General features: G+C 73.2%; 16 protein-coding genes. 6 read left to right on the top strand and 10 right to left on the bottom strand.

The annotated features are described in order from the left end of the window. Window positions 1-74: 74 nt before the first annotated feature. From ACFY2L_RS20925 to ACFY2L_RS20915, 3 genes are all read right to left on the bottom strand, one after another. Entirely contained in the window at window positions 75-1,262 is a 1,188-nt protein-coding gene (locus ACFY2L_RS20925; RefSeq protein ID WP_390823011.1) for a tachylectin-related carbohydrate-binding protein, read from the bottom strand. A 108-nt stretch (window positions 1,263-1,370) separates the two neighbouring features. Then, entirely contained in the window at window positions 1,371-1,538 is a 168-nt protein-coding gene (locus tag ACFY2L_RS20920) for a hypothetical protein (protein WP_390659581.1), read from the bottom strand. 171 nt (window positions 1,539-1,709) lie between these two features. Further along, window positions 1,710-2,018, bottom strand: coding sequence for a hypothetical protein (locus tag ACFY2L_RS20915; RefSeq protein WP_390659582.1), 309 nt, complete (start codon window positions 2,016-2,018; stop codon window positions 1,710-1,712). Window positions 2,019-2,177: 159 nt separating this feature from the next. Between ACFY2L_RS20915 and ACFY2L_RS20910 the strand changes: the two genes are divergently transcribed. The 3 genes from ACFY2L_RS20910 to ACFY2L_RS20900 all read left to right on the top strand — a co-directional run bounded on the left by ACFY2L_RS20910 (window position 2,178) and on the right by ACFY2L_RS20900 (window position 3,957). Then, window positions 2,178-3,173 (top strand): helix-turn-helix domain-containing protein, encoded by a 996-nt coding sequence (locus ACFY2L_RS20910; RefSeq protein WP_390659583.1) that lies wholly within the window; start codon window positions 2,178-2,180, stop codon window positions 3,171-3,173. Between the two features lie 117 nt (window positions 3,174-3,290). Further along, on the top strand, window positions 3,291-3,494 hold the full coding sequence (locus tag ACFY2L_RS20905) for a DUF4287 domain-containing protein (protein WP_390823010.1): 204 nt from the start codon (window positions 3,291-3,293) through the stop codon (window positions 3,492-3,494). A gap of 49 nt (window positions 3,495-3,543) precedes the next feature. Beyond that, on the top strand, window positions 3,544-3,957 hold the full coding sequence (locus ACFY2L_RS20900) for a VOC family protein (RefSeq protein ID WP_390659585.1): 414 nt from the start codon (window positions 3,544-3,546) through the stop codon (window positions 3,955-3,957). Window positions 3,958-3,963: 6 nt separating this feature from the next. Here ACFY2L_RS20900 and ACFY2L_RS20895 read toward each other — a convergent pair whose 3' ends face one another. Together ACFY2L_RS20895 and ACFY2L_RS20890 are read right to left on the bottom strand one after the other, a co-directional pair. Continuing rightward, on the bottom strand, window positions 3,964-5,046 hold the full coding sequence (locus tag ACFY2L_RS20895) for a class I SAM-dependent methyltransferase (protein ID WP_390823009.1): 1,083 nt from the start codon (window positions 5,044-5,046) through the stop codon (window positions 3,964-3,966). A gap of 293 nt (window positions 5,047-5,339) precedes the next feature. Next, window positions 5,340-5,969, bottom strand: a complete 630-nt coding sequence (locus ACFY2L_RS20890) for an ALF repeat-containing protein (protein ID WP_390823008.1) — start codon at window positions 5,967-5,969, stop codon at window positions 5,340-5,342. Between the two features lie 217 nt (window positions 5,970-6,186). On the opposite strand from ACFY2L_RS20890, the gene ACFY2L_RS20885 reads away from it, so the two are divergent. Beyond that, window positions 6,187-7,362 (top strand): pyridoxal phosphate-dependent aminotransferase, encoded by a 1,176-nt coding sequence (locus ACFY2L_RS20885; RefSeq protein ID WP_390823007.1) that lies wholly within the window; start codon window positions 6,187-6,189, stop codon window positions 7,360-7,362. Window positions 7,363-7,393: 31 nt separating this feature from the next. Here ACFY2L_RS20885 and ACFY2L_RS20880 read toward each other — a convergent pair whose 3' ends face one another. Beyond that, entirely contained in the window at window positions 7,394-7,990 is a 597-nt protein-coding gene (locus ACFY2L_RS20880) for a TetR family transcriptional regulator C-terminal domain-containing protein (protein WP_390659589.1), read from the bottom strand. A 125-nt stretch (window positions 7,991-8,115) separates the two neighbouring features. On the opposite strand from ACFY2L_RS20880, the gene ACFY2L_RS20875 reads away from it, so the two are divergent. Continuing rightward, a complete protein-coding gene (locus ACFY2L_RS20875) occupies window positions 8,116-9,024 on the top strand; it encodes an NAD(P)-dependent oxidoreductase (RefSeq protein WP_390823006.1) in 909 nt (302 codons plus the stop codon). 290 nt (window positions 9,025-9,314) lie between these two features. Here ACFY2L_RS20875 and ACFY2L_RS20870 read toward each other — a convergent pair whose 3' ends face one another. After that, a complete protein-coding gene (locus tag ACFY2L_RS20870; RefSeq protein WP_390823005.1) occupies window positions 9,315-9,941 on the bottom strand; it encodes a TetR/AcrR family transcriptional regulator in 627 nt (208 codons plus the stop codon). Continuing rightward, the gene (locus ACFY2L_RS20865; protein ID WP_390823004.1) at window positions 9,934-10,401 is read right to left on the bottom strand and encodes a DUF1569 domain-containing protein; all 468 of its coding nucleotides are present in this window, start codon (window positions 10,399-10,401) and stop codon (window positions 9,934-9,936) included. Before ACFY2L_RS20865 ends, ACFY2L_RS20870 begins: the two co-directional genes overlap by 8 nt. 56 nt (window positions 10,402-10,457) lie before the next feature. Between ACFY2L_RS20865 and ACFY2L_RS20860 the strand changes: the two genes are divergently transcribed. Beyond that, window positions 10,458-11,885, top strand: coding sequence for an aldehyde dehydrogenase family protein (locus tag ACFY2L_RS20860; protein WP_390823003.1), 1,428 nt, complete (start codon window positions 10,458-10,460; stop codon window positions 11,883-11,885). Between the two features lie 129 nt (window positions 11,886-12,014). On the opposite strand, the gene ACFY2L_RS20855 is transcribed toward ACFY2L_RS20860, so the two are convergent. Further along, complete coding sequence (locus ACFY2L_RS20855; RefSeq protein WP_390823002.1) at window positions 12,015-13,601, bottom strand: carbohydrate-binding protein; 1,587 nt, start codon at window positions 13,599-13,601, stop codon at window positions 12,015-12,017. A gap of 231 nt (window positions 13,602-13,832) precedes the next feature. Continuing rightward, window positions 13,833-16,397, bottom strand: a complete 2,565-nt coding sequence (locus ACFY2L_RS20850; RefSeq protein ID WP_390823001.1) for a hypothetical protein — start codon at window positions 16,395-16,397, stop codon at window positions 13,833-13,835. Between the last annotated feature and the right edge of the window lie 10 nt (window positions 16,398-16,407).

The following is a 16,407-nucleotide window of genomic DNA, read 5'->3' as shown; positions in this document are numbered from 1 at the left end:
CCGGCCGGGCATGCCGAAACGGGCGGTGCCCCCTCGCCGCGAGGGGGCACCGCCCGTTCCTGTGGTCCCTGCCGTCAGTACCAGTTGTTGGCCTGCCAGAAGTTCCACGCGCCGCACGGGGAGCCGTAGCGGCCGTCGATGTAGCTCAGGCCCCACTTGATCTGGGTGAGGGGGTTGTCCTTCCAGTCGTCGCCCGCGACGTCCATCTTGGAGGCCGGCAGCGACTGCGGGATGCCGTAGGCGCCCGAGGACGCGTTGGTCGCGTTCCAGCGCCAGTTGCTCTCGTGGTCCCAGAGGGTCTCGAGGCACGCCCACTGCGCGGAGGTGGCCCACGCGGCGTCCTTGTCGTTCATCATCTCGCGGCCGGCGGCCTTGACCGCGGTGATGTCGTTCCGGTCGACCGTGGTCGTCGTCGTGGTGCAGGCGTAGGTGGCCGGCTGGGCGGACAGCAGCTTCTGCGTCCAGCCACTGGTGTTGACCGGGTCGTCCAGGTGGTACGAGATGTCGGAGCCGGAGCCGTCGGCGGGGTTGGCGTCCTTGTACCAGTACATGGCACCGGTCGCCAGCCGGCCGTAGTAGAGGCCGCCGCCGGGGGAGACCAGCTGGTTGAAGCCCGACCAGCCGGAGGTCTTCAGGGCGTTGCTCTTCCAGGAGCCCGCGCCGGAGATCGTGTAGTCGAGCAGCCGCCCGTCCTCGGTGGTCGCGCCGAGCCGGTCGTCACCCGTGGCGGTCAGGGTCTTCAGGACGAATCCGGTGTCGATCTCGGTGCGCGCGCCGATGTGCTGGGAGCCGGCGGGCTTGTCCTCGGTCACGTTGTAACGCAGCAGCAGCCCGGCGGCGGTGGTGCCGTAGAGGTGGCCGTGACCGTCGTAGGTGAGCTTGTCGTGCGTCCAGCCGCTGTCGGCGATCTTCACCGGGGCGTTCAGCAGGGCGAGGCTGGTGTTGTTGGTCTTGATGTCGACGCGGTAGAGGGCGCCGGACGTGGAAGTGACCAGCACGGTGTTGAAGTTGAGGGTCGCCATGGCCTTCGGCTCGAAGCCGAGGTCCGGGCCGACGAGCACCTTGGCGAGGTCTCCGGTGGCCGGGTTGATGCTGCTGAAGGTCAGCCGGCCGTCGTCGAGGATGCCGTAGATGTTGACGCCGCCCGAGCAGGTGGTGGCCGCCTGGGCGGTGGGCGCGGTCACCGTGAGGAGTCCGGTGCCGAGGACTCCGGCGGCGAGCAGGCCCGCGGCTCGGCGGCCGTTCTTGCGGATGTTCTTCACTGGGCGGTCCCCCTGGGGCGGTTTCGTTCGGCGGGCAGGCGTGGGAAGCGGTGGGAGAAGAGGGTGGGAAGGGAGGGTGAGCGGCGGCCGTCGGTGCCGGCGGGCGGCTCACTGCCAGCCGGCGTCCGCCGGGGCGACCTGCCAGCCGGCGTCCGCGAGGACGGCGGAGCCCGCCGCGTCCGCCTCGGACGGGGACGCGATCGCCGGGGCGGCGAGAGAGGCCGCGAGGACGAGGGAGGCGACCGCGGCGGCCTGGGCGAGGCGGGTACGAAGCATGGCTGTTTCCGTTCCTTCCGGGGTGAACTGCGGTGTCCGGCCTGCCGTCGCGTCCCGCGGTGACGCTCGGCCCGGCCGGTGATCCATAGCTTCGTCGCAGCTCAGGCCCGTGAGAAGGGTTCACGGATGGACGGAAAGGGCCTTGGACTCATGCGTCCACGGGCGGCCGCTTCAGTCCACCGGCTGGGGCGCGAAGGCCAGCGGCAGCAGCGGCACCCCTGCCCCGGTCAGCCGTGCCGTGGCCAACTGGGGTACGTCCCGCCGCAGTCGGTCACAGACACGTACGGCTCGTTCCTCCGCCTCCTCCAGCACGCCGGCCAGCAGATAGAACCCGAGCGTGAGCGCGGACGCGGAGCGCGGGTGTACGGCGACGTGCTCGACGCGGTCGCCGGGGGTGATCGAGGAGCGCACCACGGCCCTGATGTCCGGGGGGAGCCGTTCCCCCGAGGGCAGTTCCAGATGCGCGTGCACGAGGTACATGCGCCCCAGAGTCTCAACGGATGCGGTCCGCACGGCGGTTTCGTGCCAGGCCCCTTGAGGACACGGCCTGTTCCGGCCCGGCTTGGTGACGATCCCTCACCCCTCTGCGAAGATCATCGGAAAACAGGGGACATCGCGTGAAGGAACCGGGGGGACCACATGCTGACCGCACTCGGACTCGACTCAGTGGCGGAGACCGTGTACCGCGCCATGCTCAGACAGCCGGCGGCCGGGGTCGCGGCCCTCGGTGACGCCGTGGGGCTGTCCGACGAGGAGGTGCGCGACGCCCTCGACACCCTGAGCGAGCTGGCCCTGGTGCGCCCCGCCGCCGGAGGCTCGGGCCGGCTGCGCGCGGTCTCCCCCGACATCGGCATGGAGATCCTGATGGCCCGGCAGCAGGCCCAGCTGGCCGCCCATCAGCAGCGTCTCGAGGCCTCGCGGGCGGCCGCCGCCCAGCTCATCTCCGAGTACGCCGAGCTGCGTCCGGCGACCAGTCATCCCGGTGTGGAGCAGTTGGTCGGCCTCGACCAGGTCCGCGACCGGCTGGCGATGCTCACGCGCGAGGTCACCGACGAGTTCCTCACCTTCGCGCCGGGCGGACCGCAGACCGCGGAGAACATGGCGGCGTCACGGCCGCTCAACGAGGACCTGCTGGGGCGCGGGGTGCGCATGCGCACGATCTACCTGGACAGCGTCCGCACCAACCGGCCCACCGTCGAGCACGCCACCTGGCTGGCCCGGCTGGGCGGGCAGGTCCGGACGGTGCCGTCCCTGCCGACGAGGATGATCCTGATGGACCGGCGGACCGCGATGATCTCGGTGAGCAGCGACGACACGGCCGCGGGGGCCGTGCTGCTGACCGGGCAGGGCACGCTCACCGCGCTGTACGCGCTCTTCGAGACGACCTGGGAGTCCGCACAGCCGCTCGGGGAGGTCGTCCCCACCGACGCGCACGGGCTCACCGGCCAGCAGGCGACCGCCCTGCGGCTCCTGGCCGAGGGGCACACCGACGAGACGATCGCCAAGCGGCTCGGGGTCTCCCACCGCACCGCCCGCCGTATCGCCTCCGAACTGATGGACCGCCTCGGCGCCCGCAGCCGCTTCGAGGCGGGCGCACGCGCCGTCCAGCAGGGCTGGCTCCCCGCCAGCCGCTGAGAGGCCCCGCCCGGGAGGCGGCGGGGTGACGTGGGTCACATCACGGCGGCGATGACTTCGCCGTCCGCCCGGGGTCGGTACCGGTGACCGCACCGGTACCGACGAGAGGGCACCGCCATGACCGCCACCACCAAGGGCCCCGCCGCCTACTTCCCCTCCATCGAGAAGAAGTACGGTCGGCCGATAGTGGAGTGGCAGGACCTCATCCGCGCCGCGCCGCCGACCCGGCACATGGAACTCGTGAACTGGCTCAAGGCCGAACACGGGCTGGGGCACGGCCACGCGAACGCCCTCGTCGCCCACACGCTCGCGGAGCGCTAGTCTCCACACGGCACCCTTTGGCCCCTTTTGCCACCTCTGGGAGGTTTCCATGGCCTCGCGTCTCAACCCCTACCTCAGCTTCGACGGCGACGCCCGGGCGGCGCTGGAGCACTACAAGGAGGTGTTCGGCGGCACCCTGACGCTCAACACCTACGGCGACTTCGGCCAGGCGGACACCCCGATGGCCGACCGGATCATGCACGGGATGCTGGAGACCCCGAGCGGCTTCACGCTGATGGGCGCCGACTCCCCGCCCGGGACGGAGGTCGGCCCGGACCGCGCCTTCTCCGTGAGCCTGAGCGGCGACGACGACGCCGAGCTGCGCGGCTACTGGGAGAAGCTGTCCGCGGGCGGCTCGGTGTCCGTCCCGCTCGACCGGCAGATGTGGGGCGACGTGTTCGGCATGTGCACGGACCGCTTCGGCATCCCGTGGATGGTCGACATCGCCCAGCCGGGCGACTGACGGGCGTCAGCCCTTGCCCGCGACGTAGTAGACGTTGACGGGGTCGCCCTCCACGGACCGGACGTCGACGCGTCCGAACCCGGCCGCCGCGAGCATCCGCCGCGCCGTCTCCTGGCCCCACACCGTGCCCAGGCCGGCTCCTCCGGCGCTCAGCGAGGTGGTCATGCAGTAGAAGACGGAGAAGCCGTAGAGCGCGGGCCCGAAGGGATGCCCGATGTTCTCCTCCAGCCTGCTGGACGCGGCGATGTCCCCCATGAGGAAGACGCCCTGGTCACGCAGGGCGCGGGCGATCGCCGCGAGCGTCTCGGCCGGCCGCGCCAGGTCGTGGATCACGTCGAAGGCGGTGATCAGGTCGTACGTGCCGTCGATCGCCGTCGAGTCCGCCACGGTGTAGCGGAGGTTGCCGAGACCTGCGCGGGCCGCCTCGGCGCGCGCGGCCGCGATGCCGTCCTCGGACCGGTCCAGGCCGTGGAAGCGGCTGTGCGGGAATGCCTTCGCCAGCAGCAGCGGCGCGTGCCCCTGCCCCGTTCCCACGTCGAGGACGTCGATACCGCTCCGCAGCCGCTCGGGGAGCCCCGGCACCAGCGGCACCACCACGTCGGTGAGCGCCATGTCGAAGAACCGGGCGCTCTCCTCGGCCTGCAGCGCCTGGAAGCGCGGATACGCCGCGTACGGCACCCCGCCGCCGTCCCGGAAGCAGCGCACGACCTGCTGTTCGACCTCGCCCATCAGGGCGATGTACGGCATCATCCCGGCCAGGTTCTCGGGACCGGCCGCGCTGGTCAGCGACGCTGCGTGCGCCGGGGGCAGCCGGTACGTGCGCCCGCCCGGCTCGTAGTCGACGAACCCGCCGACGACCATGCCGCCGAGCCACTCGCGCACGTACCGCTCGTCCAGGTCCGCCGCCTCGGCGATGTCGGCGCTGGTCGACGGGGGCAGACCGGCCAGGGTGTCGAACAGGCCGCACTGGTGGCCGACGCCGACGAGCAGGGCCAGTGCCCCCTTGTTCAGCACGTCGGCCACCTCGGCCGCGAACGCCTCCTGCTCGGCGGGATCCGGTGCCGCCGACTGCGCCTCGAGAGTGGACATGCCCGCTCCTCCTCTCCCGCCGGGCGCCGCCGCTCTCCGGGCGGCGCCCCTTTTGTCCAGGCTAGGCCCGACCACGGCCAGGAGACCTGACGGAACGGGAACGCCCCCTCCGAGAACGAGGACCGGACCTAGGGGGTGTTGCGAAAGTCCTGTGCGGTGCCCGCGGTGTTCGGTGCGTGCCCTCGGCGTGCCGGACGAAGGCCCTCGTAGCGGAGCTACTTGGGTCTTCGGCCGGCGCGGCGAGGGTGCGTGCCGGGCGCCGCGGGTGCTGTGCGGGACTTTCGCAACACCCCCTAGGCCCTGTCGTCCACCTCGTACTGACCGACCTCCAGGAAGTGGCGCAGTTCCTCCGGGGTGCCGTCGATGGCGTCCTGCGCCGCGGCGCGCAGGGCGGCGCTGATGTCGGTCCTGGCCAGGATCCTCGCGATGGCCACCCGGTCGTCCTCGGCCTGCGCGAGCCGGTACCCGGCCGAGAGGAAGGACGCCCGGTCCTGGGGGGTGCCCTCCAGGGCCTTCACGGCCTCCCGGTGGACGCCCCTGCCGCTGTCGGGGTCGGCGAGGATCCGGAAGATCGCCACCTTGTTGTCCTCGTCCTGGGCGAGCAGGATGCCCGTCTTCAGGAAGGAGCGCATGTCCTCGACGGTGCCGTCGAGCGCCTTCTGCGCCTCCCTGCGCACCCCCTTGCCCGTGCTCTCGTCGGCGAGGACGCGCAGGATCGCGATGCGCAGATCGTCCTCGGACATCGAGTCGTACGGTGATTCCGTGCCCGTGGCCGTGTCCGCCGCCGTCGTGGCCGTCGTCGTGGCCGACGCGGTGACGGGCGACGGGGCCGCCGGGGCGGCGGCGAAGGACGGCGTGGCGAGCAGCAGGGCGGGAGTCAGGGTGCCCGCGGCCACGGCGAGCGCCGCTCGGATCGGTCTCATGTCGTTCCCCCATGGTGATCGGCTTCTTGTCGGTCAGAAGATCGTTCCAGACCGGAGGCGTCCGCACAGTGCGAGAACCGGGCAACGTTGTCGGCCGGTTCGCTGCCGACCGGGATCCGGGGGTGCGGACCTGCCGGGCGCCCGGCAGTCCGGCCGGGCGGTCCGCGGAGCGGGACGGGATCCCCTGCGCGCCGGACCTCCCGGACAATGACACGGCATGAGGATCTCGCAGCGCGCCCAGTCCATCGCGCCCTTCTACGCCATGGAGTTCGGCAAGCAGGCCGCCGCCCTGGAGGCGGAGGGCCACCATGTCGTCAAACTCAGCCTGGGCGAACCCGACTTCGGCGCACCCCCGGCCGTCCTGACGGCGATGCGCGCGGCCATGGACGGCAGGCCCCTGACGTACACGGCGGCGCTCGGTCTGCCGGCGCTGCGCCGGGCGATCGCGGGCTTCTACGGCGAGCGGCACGGCGTCGAGGTCGACCCGGCCCGGGTCGTCGTGACCGCGGGTGCCTCCGCCGCGCTGGTGCTGGCCGCCGCAGCCCTCGTCGACGACGGCGACGAGGTGCTGATCGCGGACCCGTCGTACCCGTGCAACCGGCAGATCATGGAGAGCTTCGGCGCCCGGGTCACCCTCGTCCCCACCACGGCCGCCTCCCGCTTCCAGCTGGACGCGGCGTCCGTGGGGTCGTACTGGACGGACCGCACGCGCGGGGTGATGGTCGCCACGCCGTCGAACCCGACGGGCACCTCCGTCCCGGCCGCCGAGCTCACGGCGCTCTGCGACCTCGCCCGCGAGCGGGACGCGTGGCGGATCGTCGACGAGATCTACCTCGACCTCGGCGACCACGACGACACCGGCCGGCCGCCGCGCAGCGCGCTGTCCCACGACCCGGGCGCCGTCGTGATCAACAGCTTCTCGAAGTACTTCGGCATGACCGGCTGGCGGCTCGGCTGGTGCGTGGTCCCCGAGGCACTCGTCCCGGCGCTGGAACGCCTCGCCCAGAACTACTTCCTCTGCGCCTCCGCCCCGGCCCAGCACGCCGCCCTGGCCTGCTTCACCCCCGAGTCCCTCGCCGTCTGCGAGGACCGCAGGGCGGAGTTCGCCGAGCGGCGCGCGCTCGTCCTGGACGGCCTGGAGCGGATCGGCCTGCCCGTGCCGGTCCCGCCCGACGGCGCGTTCTACGTCTACTTCGACGTCAGCGGCACGGGGCTCACCTCGTGGGAGTTCTGCGCTCGGGCCCTGCGGGAGGCGCACGTCGCGCTCACGCCGGGCCGGGACTTCGGCGTGAGCACGGCCGAGAGCCATGTCCGGCTGTCGTACGCGGCGTCGGCCGGTGAGCTGCGCGAGGGGATCGCCCGGCTCGGGAAGTTCGTGGCCGCGCTGCGGTAGGCGGCGGGTGCCGCGGTGGCCGGCGGGGCGGTCAGGCGTCCTTCCGTACCGCCGCGTCGAGGAGCGGGGCGAGTTCCCGGGCCACGGTGGTCAGGGGGCGGACGTCCCGCTCGGCCCGGGCCATGAGGATCGCCCCCTCCAGGGCGCTGATCATGAGGGTGGCGAGCGCGTCGGCCCGCTCCCGCGGCACGCCCATGTCCGTCAGGGCCGCGGCCACCGGGCCGGTCCAGGTGGCGAACGCGTCGGCGGCCGCCCGGCGGGTGGACTCGGTGGACCGCGCGCAGTCCACCGTCGCGGCCGCCACCGGGCAGCCGCCCGCGAAGCCGGCGGTCTCGTACTCGTCGGTCCACTGGCGGACCATCTCGGCGAACAGCCCGGCGGGCGTCGGCTCGGGCAGCGCGGCGAGGAAGCGGGCGACGCGTCTGCCCGCGTACCGTCCGGCCCAGCCGACGGCCTCGTTGACCAGCTGTTCCTTGCCTCCGGGGAAGTAGTGCTGGAGCGATCCGCGCGGCGCTCCGGCCTGGGCGGCGACCTCGCGCATCCCGGTGCCGGCGACCCCCTCGCGCCGGATGAGCTGGGCCGCGCTGAAGACCATCCGCTCCCGTGGGCCCCGTGCGGACACCGCCATGGCCGACCTTCCCTGTTCCGATGCCGAGCTGTGTGTGAGCCACCCTATGACCGCCGTCATAGCTGCGGCTACTATGACCGCTGTCATAGCCAGCGACGGCGACGCGGAAGCGATGGTGGTTCCTCATGTACGTGGGTTTCGTCGGCCTCGGTGTCATGGGGCAGCCGATGGCGCTCAACCTGGTCCGCGCCGGGACGCCCCTCGTCGTCCACAACCGCACCCCGGCCCGCTGCGAGCCGCTGCGCGCGGCCGGGGCCGAGGTCGCGGCGAGCCCCGCCGAGCTCTTCGCCCGGGCGGAGACGGTGATCCTCATGCTGGCCGACGAGACCGCGACGGACGCGGTGCTGGGGCGCGGCACCCCGGACTTCGCGGCCCGTGCCGCCGGGCACACGCTCGTGCACATGGGCACGACCTCGCCCGAGTACTCGGCGGACCTGGGGGACGCCGTCCGGGCGGCGGGCGGGCGGTACGTCGAGGCGCCGGTGTCCGGCTCCCGGGTGCCGGCGGAACAGGGCCGGCTGGTGGCGATGCTCGCGGGCGACGAGGACGCGGTCGCGGCCGTACGGCCCCTGCTGGCGCCGATGACCCACGCGACGTTCGACTGCGGGGCCGTCCCCGGCGCGCTGCTGATGAAGTTCTCGGTGAACCTGTTCCTGATCACCCTGGTCACCGGCCTCACCGAGGCGTTCCACTTCGCCGACCGGCACGGACTCGACCGGCACCTGCTGCGGGACGTCCTGGACGCGGGTCCGATGGCCAGCGGCGTCTCCCGGATGAAGGCGCCCAAGCTGCTGGCCCGCGACTTCGCCGTCCAGGCGGCCGCCGCCGACGTCCTGAAGAACAACCGGCTGATCGCCGGGGCCGCCCGCAAGGCCGGCCTGGCCTCCCCCCTCCTCGACGTCTGCCACGCCCTCTTCGACGAGACCGTGGCCCAGGGGCACGGCGCGGAGGACATGGTCGCCGTCCTGCACGCCCTGGAGACCCGCACCGCCACCTCCCCCACCCCCGCCACGCCTCCCACCGGCCGACGCTAGACACCACCCCTTCGCGGCTCCCGCCCGGACGCCCACCCGCGCCGGGCCGAAACCCCTGCGCCCACCCCGGAGGCCGCAGAACGTCCCGTCCCCCGACGGCCGGAGAACAGGCACCCCCACCCGGAAAGCAACCCGGCGCGGAGGCCACGGGCCGCCCGCCCGCAACCAGCACACGCCGCGTCCCGCCCCCCAGCGGCACGACGATCACCGCCCCGGCACACCGCCGCACGGGCGGCCACCGCGCCCCGGCCCGCGCCTCCGACAGGGCCCCGGCCCCCGTGACAGGCGCGTCAGCGCCCCCCGGCGCCCAGGGCGCGCAGGAGGAACGGGAGGAGGCGGTCCGCGTCGGTTCGCGCGGTGTGCTCGTCCACCGCCTCCGGGGGGCGCGGTGTGATGAGGAAGTGGCTCAGCATCGGGCCGACGACGAGGTCGCCGAGCATCTCCGGGTCGTCGACCGGCGGAATCTCCCCGCGGGCCGCCGCCCGGGCCACCGCCTCCTCCACGCGGCGGCGCACCGGGGCCAGGAAACTGGTCGCGAGGGCCTCGGCGAGGGCGTCGTTGTGGGCGGCCTCGCCGATGAGGGCGCGCATCAGGCGCCCGCTCTCGCCGGTCAGGCTCGCGGCCTTGTCCCTGAGCAGGGCCCGCAGGTCCCCTTCGAGGCTGCCGGTGTCGGGCTGCTGCACGAGGTCCTCGGCACGGGTCGCGGCGGCCGCGATCACCAGTTCCTCCTTGGAGGACCAGCGGCGGTACAGCGTCGCGGTGGACACGCCGGCCCGGGCGGCCACCGCACCGGTGGTGAGTCCGCCGTAACCGCTCTCGGCCAGCACGGCGAGGGTGGCCTCCAGCAGGGCCCGGTCCCGCCCGGCGTCCCGGGGGCGCCCGCGGCGGGGCGGCACCCGCGCCCCGGTGTCAGACATCGGCCAGGCCCGGAAGGTGCTCCGCCAGGTGCATGGCGTGCAGCCGCTCGTACTCGTCGTGGGTGCAGCGGCCGTAGGCCGGGTGGAGGGCGTGCGGGCCGGTGTGGGCGGAGAAGAGGGCCACCGCGTCCGCGAGCCGTGCCGCCGCCTCGGCGGCCGGCAGCGCGGGGTCCAGTGGCGGCGCGCCGTCCAGCTCCGCGTCCAGCGCGTGCTTCGTGGCACCCCGGCTCAGGAACACCCGCTTGGCGAGGGCTCCGGCGGTGGCCCGGAAGAGGGCCGGCTTCAGCCGGGGGTAGCCGGTCACCGAGTAGCGGACCGTCTGGGCGCAGTGCTGCAGCGTCTGGGAGAGGTTCCAGGAGCTGCCCGGCGCCAGGAGCTCCTCCTCGGGTGCGCCGGAGCCTCCGGTCAGGCGGGCGGCCAGGTCGGCGAGGGGGCGGGCGGGGGTGCGGGGGGCTGACATGGGGGGAGTATAGCCAATACGAAACGAAATACTTTCGTTTCGTATATGGTCCAGGCATGCCCACGCCGCTGAGCAAGAACCCCGACCTCGCCCCCCTCCCGGCCCCCGCCCCCGACGAGACCGTCGCCCGCCTGCGTGCCGCCTTCGCCGCCGGCCGCACCCGCCCCCTCTCCTGGCGCAAGGCACAACTCCGCTCACTGCGAGCCCTGCTGACCGAGCGTCAGACGGAGTTCGCCGCAGCCCTCCACGCCGACCTCGGCAAGAGCGCCACCGAGGCCCGCCTCACCGAGACCGGCTTCGTCGTCCACGAGATCGACCACACCCTGCGCCACCTCGACCGCTGGCTGCGCCCCCGCCGCGTCCCGGTGCCCCTGTCGCTCGCCCCGGCCCGGGCCAGGACCGTACGGGAGCCGCTGGGCACCGTCCTGATCATCAGCCCCTGGAACTACCCGTCGATGCTGGCGCTCGCGCCCCTCGTCGGCGCCCTCGCCGCGGGCAACTGCGCGGTGATCAAGCCCAGTGAGCTGGCCCCGGCGACCTCGGCACTGCTGGCCGAACTGCTGCCCCGGGCCCTGGACCCGGAGGCCGTGGCGGTCGTGGAGGGCGGGGTGCCCGAGACGACGGCCCTGCTGGAGCAGCACTTCGACCACATCTTCTACACCGGCAACGGCACCGTCGGCCGCGTCGTGATGGCCGCCGCGGCCCGGCGCCTCACCCCGGTCACCCTCGAACTGGGCGGCAAGTCCCCCGCCGTGGTCGAACCCGGCGCCGACCTCGCGACGGCCGCCCGCCGTATCGCGTGGGGCAAGTTCCTCAACGCCGGCCAGAGTTGCACCGCCCCCGACTACGTCCTCGCGATCGGCGAGGCGGCCGACGGCATCGAGCGGCATCTGACGGACGCGATCCGCGAGATGTACGGCACCGAGCCCTCCGCGAGCGCCGACTACGGCCGGGTCGTCAACGGCCGTCACTTCGACCGGCTGCTGGGCCTGCTGGACGGCGACGGCGGCGGCCGGCTGGTCACCGGCGGGGAGCACGACCGTGCGACCCGCTACCTCGCCCCCACCGTCCTCGCCGACGTGGACCCGGACGCGCCCGTGATGCGCGAGGAGATCTTCGGACCGATCCTGCCGATCGTGCGCGTCCCCGACCTGGACGCGGCGATCGCGTTCATCACCGCCCGGGACAAGCCCCTCGCCCTGTACGGCTTCACCGCCTCCCGGCACTCCAAGCGGCGGCTGGCCGCGGAGACCTCCTCCGGCGCCCTCGCCTTCGGCGTCCCCAACGCCCATCTCACCGTGCCGGGGCTCCCGTTCGGCGGCGTCGGCGAGAGCGGCCTCGGCCGCTATCACGGCGCCCACTCCCTCGACACCTTCAGCCACACCAAGGCCGTACTCGACAAGCCCCTCCTGCTGGATCCCCTGCGGGTCGTCTACCCGCCCCACACCCCGTGGAAGGACCGCCTCCTGCGCCGGATCCTCTGACCCGCGCGCACCCGGCGTCCGGCCCGGTCCGGCCCGGTCCGGCCCGGTCCGGCAAGGGCCCGGCGTCCGGCCCCGGCGACCGCGCCGGGACCGGACCGGGGCCGGCGGCCACGCGCCGGCGGAGGCCGGTTACAGCGTGACCCTGCCGCCTCCCAGGGTCACGACCAGCTTCCCGTCCGAGGCGAACGACCAGCCGAGCGCACCGCCGTAGGAGGAGGCGCAGCGGGAACCGTTCGTGCCGGTCCAGAACTGGTTGGTGCCGTCGGCGTCACCGACGGTCTTGTCGTTCGACCCGCTGACGTCGAACCGGCAGGAGGTGTTGGTGCGGAACACCGAGGTCCCCGCGTCCCAGGAGTAGTTGCGCTGGGCGTTGTCGATGCTCAGGTTGTTCGAGACGGCCATGGAGCCCGGGTTGCTGTTGTAGGTGAACCCGTGCTTGCCGTTGCGGTAGGCGATGCTGCGCCGCACGACGTGATCGACGGCGATGTCGTCGCCGCCGAGCTTGTAGCCGTTGCGGTCGCCGTTGGAGTTCACGGTGCCGTCGGACAGCGTGCCGTTGCCGTAGGACAGCGAGTCCTCGATGGTCACCGGGCCGATCGCGCCGGTGTCCGTCTTGGTGTAGAGGTCCCAGCCGTCGTCGATGTTGTGGTGCGAGACGGCGTACCGGAAGACGTTCCCGGTCCCGGTGGTGAGCTTCGCGGCGAACCCGTCGGCGTCCTCGCCGTCTGAGTCGGCGTTGTCGTGCGACTCGGCGCTCAGGATCAGGTTGTCGGAGGGCCACTCGCTGCTCGGGGTGCTGGAGGAGATCCGGCCGAGCTGGAGTCCGGTGTCGCGGTTGTAGCGGGTCACCGTGCGCTCGATGACGTTGTGGCTGCCGCCCACGTAGATGCCGTTGTCACCGGCGTGTTCGACGACGAGGCCGTGGACGTGCCAGTACGAGCCGAAGAGCTGGAGCCCGCGGTTGGACGAACTCTCGCTCTGGGCGGAGAAGTCGAGGACGGGGGTCTCGCCCGGGTAGGCGGACAGGGTGGTCAGGGCGCTCGCCGTGCCGCTGCTGGTCTGCGGGACGGTGACGGTCGACGCGTAGGTGTACGTCCCGCCGCGCAGGTAGATCGTCCCGCCGGCGGTGACCCGGCTGATCGCCGAGGTGAGGGTGGTCGGGGCGGACTGCGTCCCGGCCGCGCCGTCGGTGCCGCTCGGGGAGACGTAGAGCGCGCCGCTCGCCGGGGGTGTGGTGCTGTCGGTCGTGGTCGCCTCCAGGTGGTCGACGTTGGGCAGCCCGGCGGCGGTGGTGGGGCTGAGCCGGATGGTGTTGCCGCCGGCGTTGAGCGACACGGTGAGGGTCTTGGTGACCCAGGTGGACCAGGCGCCCGTGGCCTCGAAGGACGGCGTCTGCACGGTCGTGCCGTTGACGACGAGCGAGGCCGGGCGGGCGGTCGTGGTGCCGTTGGCGAAGCGGACGTTCAGCGTGGCCGTGCCGGCGGTCGCCGCGTTCACCGTGAACTGGGCGTATCCGCTGGTGGAGTTGGTGCCGTTGCAGAATCCGCTGCCGGAGTAGCCGGTCCAGTCGGAGTCGATGGTGCCGGCGCAGACCGCCGGGGAGGTCTCGGCCTCGTAGCGGGTGGTGGCGGCCTGCGCGGGTGCGGTGCCGGCGAGCGCGACGAGCGCGCCGGCGAGCAGGGAGGTGCAGGCCATGACGTGTCTCAGCTGACGCATCGTTGATCTCCAGTCCGAACGGGCGGGTGCGGGTGCCGCTGCGGCGGGACAGAGCATTCAGAAAGCGCTTTCCCCCGGAAGCTAGGACCGTTGCCCGGGACACGTCAATAGACCGGTACGTGATTTCCGTTCACATGGATGGACGACAGGCGACCGGTTCTCCCGCCGGCGCGGCCCGTGCGTCGGGCCCCGGCCTGGAGAGAGCCGGGGCCCGACGGGGGTGGGGAGGGGTCAGCGGACGTCGACGTAGTCGGCCGCCGAGGTCGCGGACGACGTGCTGGACGAACCGGTGAAGACATAGCGCCAGTAGCCGTCCGCCGAGGCCTGCACCGTGGTCTTCAGGCCGCCCGTGCTGTCCGCGGTGACCGTCTTCACCAGGGAGTACGCGGTCGCCCCGGCCTTGCGGAACTGCAGCTGCACCTTCATGCCGGAGTACCCGTGGTACCCGCCGAGGGTCTCCCAGTCCGCGCGGGCCAGCTTGCCGGTGACGGTGAGCGTCCCGCCCTTGGCCACCGGCTCGGGGCCGGCGTTGGCGGTCAGGGTCGCGTCGCGCACGACGGGCACCGTCTTCACGGCGTGCACGTCCCGCAGGCCCGTGCCGTCGGCGGACTCGGCCCAGACGGACACCTTCCAGGAGCCGGCGAGGACGTTGCGGCCCAGGGTCCAGCGCGGGTGGATGTACGCGAACTGCGCCTCGCAGGTGGACGTGGTCTCCGTCGCCCGGGTGCAGGTCGCCGGCCACGTCTCGTACAGGACGGCGTCGGGGGTGTCGTACGCGCCCCGGTAGAGGTGGATGCCGGCGCGCGCGACGCCCGACGGGTCGTTCACCGTGAACGACGCCTTGAACTCCTGGAGCGGCTCGGTGGTCAGCCGCACCGGCTTGCCGCCGTTGACCACGACGCCGGAGACGCCGGTGGCGCCCACCCGCTCGTCGCCCTGGGGCGCGGGAGCCGCGAACGCCCGCCGCAGGGTGCGGGTGAGGCCGCCGCCCAGGTCGTCGGCGGCGGTGACGCGCAGTGCGACGAAGGAGGCGGTGGCGGGGACGTCGAGGGTCGCCGAACCGTCGGCCGCGAGGGGGGCGTCGGTCCAGGTCGCGCCGTCGTCGAGGGAGTAGGCGAGCGCCGTGACCTTGGTGTTCGCCTCCGCCGCGGCCCTGTTGCGGGTGGTCGCGGTGGTGTCGACACGGACCGTCCCGGCGGCCGCGCGGCCGTATCCGTCCAGCCCGTCGACCGTCAGCCGGGTGTCGATCAGCGGGAGTTCCTGGCCCGACTGGTAGGCCGAGCGGAAGGTCCACAGGCTGTGGACATCCGTGCCCAGCCGGGAGTACGGGACGCGGCGGTGGACCGTCTGGTCGAGGGTGTACGTCCGTTCCGCCGACGGCAGGGCCGACGAGGTCACCGTGTCGTACGCGTCGAGGCCGGACGCCTGGGCGTAGGTCACGCCGTCGGAACCGGTCAGCTTGTACGCGTACGCCGCCCGGCCGTCGATGCCCTCGTGGCCCGCGGTGTCGCCGAAGGCATGCGGCTCGTAGAGCCAGATCTTCCCGGCGTTGCGCTGCGAGCCGCCCCACTCCCGGCGTACCGGCTGGGCCGGGCTCGCGCCGAGCACCTCGCCCTCGGTGGTCCCGGCCGGCAGGGTGCGGTCGGGCAGGTCGAGGGACAGGTCACCGGTGCCGTAGTGCAGCAGGCGGCCGTACGTGACGCCCGGGGTGGCGTACTCGGTGACGGAACCGGCGACCGGGACCGGGCTGCCGACGTACACGCCGGTCCACTCGCCGAACTGGGGGACGCTCAGCAGGTCCGCGGGGGTGCGGGTGCCCGGCGCCCGGACCGTCGTGACCGTCTTCGCCAGGTCGGCCGTGCGGACCGTCCTGACCGGGGTGGACGGCACGGTCGTGGTCCACGTGTGCGTGAGGTCGTAGCGGTACGGGCTCGGCACGGCCGCCGAGGAGCCCTTCTTGCCGAGCACGTCGTGCAGGCGCAGCGAGACGCCCTGCAGCGAGAACGGCGTTACGTACACTTTGTCGGCGCCGGAACCGGCGAAGCCCGCCAGGTCCCCGCCCGGGACCGTGAGCCAGGCGGCGGCCGACATCCGGGTGGCTCCGGTGTCGTCGGTGCGGATCGCCGTCTCCTTGGCCAGCCGCTGGTCGAAGGAGACCGTGGTGGCGGCCGAACCGACCGTGAAGGTACGGGTGAGCAGGTAGCTCGGCTCCTGCCAGTCGTTGTGCAGCGCGACCGAGAAGTAGTCGCCCGGCGGCAGCTTCACGGTCGCCGACGGGCCGATGACGTCGCTGTTCACGGCGTACGACGTCCAGGTCCTGCGGTTCCAGACGTAGAACAGCTTCGACCTGACGTCGGCGTTCGTGATGTTCAGCTTCACCGCGTACGTCGACGAGGTGTACGTGTCGCGGCCGGCGCTCGTGGCCGGGCTCGCGCCCGGGGCCGGGCCGGCCGACGCCAGCGGGAGCTTCGCGCTCTCGGACGTCCCGGCCGGCCGCACCGACACCGTGCCGTCCACCGCGCCGATCGCGTACCGGGACGCCCCGCCCGCGGAACCCTCCGCAGCCTCCGTGATCCGGACGTCCCGCCCGTCGACCAGGTCGACGCGGGCGCCGTCCGCCAGCTCGGCGCCCGCCGCGCCGTGCCGCCCCGACGCCCCGGTGACCGTCCCCACCGTGGCGGGTCCCGGGCCCTCCGAAGCCGTCGCCGTCACCGCGGCCACGGGCGCGAGCAGCGCCGAGGCGGTCACCACCGCCGCGGCGGATCTTCGTATCCGGCCACGCCGAGATATGGACATCTTCTGTCCC

The sequence above is a fragment of the Streptomyces sp. NPDC001381 genome (genome assembly GCF_042895685.1).
Taxonomy (GTDB): Bacteria; Actinomycetota; Actinomycetes; order Streptomycetales; family Streptomycetaceae; genus Streptomyces.
Note: the sequence above shows the minus strand (reverse complement) of the source record. Positions and strands in the feature narration are given on the sequence as shown.

What these genes read in the sequence shown, in the direction of transcription:
- ACFY2L_RS20920 (WP_390659581.1), bottom strand. Translation starts at nt 1,538, where the DNA reads ATGCTTCGTACCCGCCTCGCCCAGGCCGCCGCGGTCGCCTCCCTCGTC.
- ACFY2L_RS20900 (WP_390659585.1), top strand. Translation starts at nt 3,544, where the DNA reads ATGGCCTCGCGTCTCAACCCCTACCTCAGCTTCGACGGCGACGCCCGG.
- ACFY2L_RS20890 (WP_390823008.1), bottom strand. Translation starts at nt 5,969, where the DNA reads ATGAGACCGATCCGAGCGGCGCTCGCCGTGGCCGCGGGCACCCTGACT.
- ACFY2L_RS20860 (WP_390823003.1), top strand. Translation starts at nt 10,458, where the DNA reads ATGCCCACGCCGCTGAGCAAGAACCCCGACCTCGCCCCCCTCCCGGCC.
- ACFY2L_RS20875 (WP_390823006.1), top strand. Translation starts at nt 8,116, where the DNA reads ATGTACGTGGGTTTCGTCGGCCTCGGTGTCATGGGGCAGCCGATGGCG.
- ACFY2L_RS20850 (WP_390823001.1), bottom strand. Translation starts at nt 16,397, where the DNA reads ATGTCCATATCTCGGCGTGGCCGGATACGAAGATCCGCCGCGGCGGTG.
- ACFY2L_RS20910 (WP_390659583.1), top strand. Translation starts at nt 2,178, where the DNA reads ATGCTGACCGCACTCGGACTCGACTCAGTGGCGGAGACCGTGTACCGC.
- ACFY2L_RS20905 (WP_390823010.1), top strand. Translation starts at nt 3,291, where the DNA reads ATGACCGCCACCACCAAGGGCCCCGCCGCCTACTTCCCCTCCATCGAG.
- ACFY2L_RS20885 (WP_390823007.1), top strand. Translation starts at nt 6,187, where the DNA reads ATGAGGATCTCGCAGCGCGCCCAGTCCATCGCGCCCTTCTACGCCATG.
- ACFY2L_RS20870 (WP_390823005.1), bottom strand. Translation starts at nt 9,941, where the DNA reads ATGTCTGACACCGGGGCGCGGGTGCCGCCCCGCCGCGGGCGCCCCCGG.
- ACFY2L_RS20880 (WP_390659589.1), bottom strand. Translation starts at nt 7,990, where the DNA reads ATGGCGGTGTCCGCACGGGGCCCACGGGAGCGGATGGTCTTCAGCGCG.
- ACFY2L_RS20895 (WP_390823009.1), bottom strand. Translation starts at nt 5,046, where the DNA reads ATGTCCACTCTCGAGGCGCAGTCGGCGGCACCGGATCCCGCCGAGCAG.
- ACFY2L_RS20915 (WP_390659582.1), bottom strand. Translation starts at nt 2,018, where the DNA reads ATGTACCTCGTGCACGCGCATCTGGAACTGCCCTCGGGGGAACGGCTC.
- ACFY2L_RS20855 (WP_390823002.1), bottom strand. Translation starts at nt 13,601, where the DNA reads ATGCGTCAGCTGAGACACGTCATGGCCTGCACCTCCCTGCTCGCCGGC.
- ACFY2L_RS20865 (WP_390823004.1), bottom strand. Translation starts at nt 10,401, where the DNA reads ATGTCAGCCCCCCGCACCCCCGCCCGCCCCCTCGCCGACCTGGCCGCC.